Here is a 3,827-nt window from a genome sequence, read left to right as displayed (position 1 = left end):
CACTGCCTCAAACAGGATCACCAAGATGGAATGCGAAGAGGCGGGCGGCATGCATTGCCTCAGAGGCAGTTTCAACAAGGAAGACATGCCTTTCAGGGAGTGGACCAACTTCACATGGAGTGCAGTCTGCAGCTACAACAAGGTGCAGGACTGGATCTTCGGAGACGATGCCACCAGCAAAATAATATTGTAGCAATTACTGATATTATAGGTAAGGGGGGAGTAGGAAAAACAGAACTAGCAATTCAATACTCTTGGTACAATTTAGAAAATTCTCCCGGTGGTTGTTGTTGGTTAAATCTCCAGGGAGTCGATATTGTCACCCAGCTCTCGGAATTTGCATTTGTGAATGATTTTCCTGGTTTTCCGATGCCTAAAAATCTCAGCATTGCTAGCCAACTTGCTTATTGCTGGAAAAAGTGGCAACCAGGTAAAGTTTTATTGGTGTTTGATAATGTCACTGATATCGATAAAATTAAAAACTACTTACCGCCCATGGGTTCTCGATTTAGGGTGTTAATTACTACTCGTAGCTCAGAGTTACCCTATCCATCACTTGCTTTGGGTAAATTACCAGAAACTGATGCTCTAGAATTATTAGTAAAATTAGTAGGAAAAGACTTTGTTGAAAAGGAGTTAGAAACTGCCAAAGCAATCTGTCAATTCGTTGGCTGTATACCTTTAAAGTTATACAATGTGGCAGCGCTATACTCAAAGCCAGGGAGTACATGATGCTAGAAGAAATTTTATTGCTCCTAGAGCAGAAGCAATCTCAAGAAGGTGACTCTGGTACAGATGTTGTGCTGGAACTCAATTGGGATTCTTTACAGTCTTCAGCTCAAACCATGGCTGCTCTGCTGAGTTTGTTTGCCTTGGCTCCTATTTCCTGGTCATTAGTATCAAAGGCGGCTAGGGCAGCTAGCTTGGAATTTGATTTAGTAGTTAATCGGGATATCTTAGTTGAAAAGTATTTACTACAGAAGTTGGATGATAATACCTACCAACTTCACGAGCGTATTAGAGAATTTTTGAGTATCAAGGGGGAACAGTTAGCTGATGTTGAAAACCTAAAACGGGGCTTTTGTTCAGCTATCGTAGCAATAGCAAAGGATATTCCTGAGACCCCAACTCAGTCAGACATTTTAGGAATTACCCCTGCTATCCCTCACCTGGTGGAAGTTGCCACTAACCAAAACGATTATTTAAATGACGAAGATTTAATCTGGCCTTTTGTGGGCTTAGCCCGCTTTTACGAGGGTCAAGGCGCTTACGAACAAGCATTGTATTGGTATCAGCAATGCTTATCAACGCTTAGAGCGCGCTTGGGTGAAGAACACCGAGATGTGGCCACCAGCCTCAACAACTTGGCTTATCTGTACGAGATCCAGGGGCGCTACCTTGAAGCGGAACCGATGTACCAGCAAGCCTTAGACCTGAGGCAACGCCTGCTGGGTCAACAACACCCAGATGTGGCCACCAGCCTCAACAACTTGGCTTATCTGTACGAGATCCAGGGGCGCTACCTTGAAGCGGAACCGATGTACCAGCAAGCCTTAGACCTGAGGCAACGCCTGCTGGGTCAACAACACCCAGATGTGGCCACCAGCCTCAACAACCTGGCAGGACTGTACAAAAGCCAGGGGCGCTACCTTGAAGCCGAACCCCTGTTCCAGCAAGCCTTAGACCTGAGGCAACGCCTGCTGGGTCAACAACACCCAGATGTGGCCACCAGCCTCAACAACCTGGCAGGACTGTACAAAAGCCAGGGGCGCTACCTTGAAGCCGAACCCCTGTTCCAGCAAGCCTTAGACCTGAGGCAACGCCTGCTGGGTCAACAACACCCAGATGTGGCCACCAGCATCAACAACCTGGCAGGACTGTACAAAAGCCAGGGGCGCTACCTTGAAGCCGAACCCCTGTTCCAGCAAGCCTTAGACCTGAGGAAACGGCAGCTGGGTCAACAACACCCAGATGTGGCCACCAGCCTCAACAACCTGGCTTTACTGTACCACAGCCAGGGGCGCTACCTTAAAGCCGAACTCCTGTTCCAGCAAGCCTTAGACCTGAGGAAACGGCAGCTGGGTCAACAACACCCAGATGTGGCCACCAGCCTCAACAACCTGGCTTTACTGTACTGGAGCCAGGGGCGCTACCTTGAAGCCGAACCCCTGTTCCAGCAAGCCTTAGAGCTAAGGAAACAGCTGCTGGGTCAACAACACCCAGATGTGGCCACCAGCCTCAACAACCTGGCAGCACTGTACCACAGCCAGGGGCGCTACCTTAAAGCGGAACCCCTGTTCCAGCAAGCCTTAGAGCTAAGGAAACAGCTGCTGGGTCAACAACACCCAGATGTGGCCACCAGCCTCAACAACCTGGCCGGACTGTACGACAGCCAGGGGCACTACGAAGAAGCGGAACCCCTGTACCTGCAAGCTTTAGAGCTGATGAAACGCCTGCTGGGTAAACAACACCCATATGTGGCCACCAGCCTCAACAACCTGGCCGGACTGTATGACAGCCAGGGGCGCTACCTTAAAGCGGAACCCCTGTTCCAGCAAGCCTTAGACCTGAGGAAACGCCTGCTGGGTCAACAACACCCAGATGTGGCAGAAAGTCTCCACAATCTGGCCGGACTGTACGACAGCCAGGGGCACTACGAAGAAGCGGAACCCCTGTACCTGCAAGCTTTAGAGCTGATGAAACGCCTGCTGGGTAAACAACACCCATATGTGGCCACCAGCCTCCACAACTTGGCCGGACTGTATGACAGCCAGGGGCGCTACCTTAAAGCGGAACCCCTGTTCCAGCAAGCCTTAGACCTGAGGAAACGCCTGTTGGGTAAACAACACCCAGATGTGGCCACCAGCCTCAACAACCTGGCCGGACTGTACGAAAGCCAGGGGCGCTACAAAGAGGCCAAAACTCTCTACCAGCAGGCTCGACAGATTGCTCTCAAGCAGTTGGGAGAGGAACATCCTACAACTCGCTCTATTTGCCGTAATTTGGAGGATCTATTGGGAAAATCTAATTTGGCAAATCTATGGCTCAAACTAAGGAAAATACTAAGGTTTTAAAGCATAATTGAAAGTATTATAGCAATCCTAGCAACCTATCACCATAGTTTAGGATTATTTAAAGACTTTACGCATTTGATATTCACAGCAGCATTTGGCTCTTCTATCTCCCCAAGTAGAAGCGCCTGCCAACCAAAAGGCCACTCCAATGGATATGGAGTAATGAAATGTGTTGCCAACTCTGCTTTAAAGCCAAATCGTTCATAATACCTAGGATCACCATACACGAAGAGAATAGTCACATTCATACTACGCAATCTCTTAATCCCAGCATCAATTAGTTTACTCCCAATACCATTACCTTGGCATTCTGGCTTAACAGCGAGTGGTGCCAGAATATACCCATGGAAATCTGGTTTTTCGCCAATAAATACAGGACTATATGCAACGTTTCCAATTATTTCATTGTCATCGACCGCTACTAATGATAGGGTACATGGCTCGGTAATATTGGAGATGAGGTCATCAGCCAGACCTGCCACAAGATCACCCTCCCCGATCGGAAAGGCCGATATATGTAAGGAGCGCACGCTCTCACGATCCCTTATTTCTGCATCTCGGATAATCATGTTGTGCGGCTTCATGTATTGAGTTATTATTTAATTCTATAGCAATTCTACGAATTGTGAGGTACGCTTTTCAACCTCAAAGTCACCCTTATTAAGGGAAACGGAGGATCAAGTTGTACCTTATGGGATATATAGCGTTTCTAGGACTCATGAGGTACACATTAGTTTTTACCTCTTCCCTGCT

The 3,827-nt window shown here is 48.1% G+C and carries 2 protein-coding genes and 1 pseudogene; 2 read left to right on the top strand and 1 reads right to left on the bottom strand.

What is annotated here, in order from left to right; all coding sequences use genetic code 11:
• Positions 1-732 (top strand): annotated as a pseudogene (locus F6J94_RS31585) (hypothetical protein); the annotation flags it as partial.
• Entirely contained in the window at positions 729-3,074 is a 2,346-nt protein-coding gene (locus F6J94_RS31580; protein WP_293047485.1) for a tetratricopeptide repeat protein, read from the top strand. The pseudogene F6J94_RS31585 and the gene F6J94_RS31580, both read left to right, overlap by 4 nt.
• A 38-nt stretch (positions 3,075-3,112) precedes the next feature.
• Here the strand turns inward: F6J94_RS31580 and F6J94_RS31575 are convergent, their stop codons facing one another.
• Positions 3,113-3,643, bottom strand: a complete 531-nt coding sequence (locus F6J94_RS31575; protein WP_293047483.1) for a GNAT family N-acetyltransferase — start codon at positions 3,641-3,643, stop codon at positions 3,113-3,115.
• Between the last annotated feature and the right edge of the window lie 184 nt (positions 3,644-3,827).

It is taken from the genome of Moorena sp. SIO1F2 (genome assembly GCF_010672755.1).
Classification (GTDB): Bacteria; Cyanobacteriota; Cyanobacteriia; order Cyanobacteriales; family Coleofasciculaceae; genus Moorena.
This window is presented reverse-complemented; position numbering and strand designations above follow the sequence as displayed.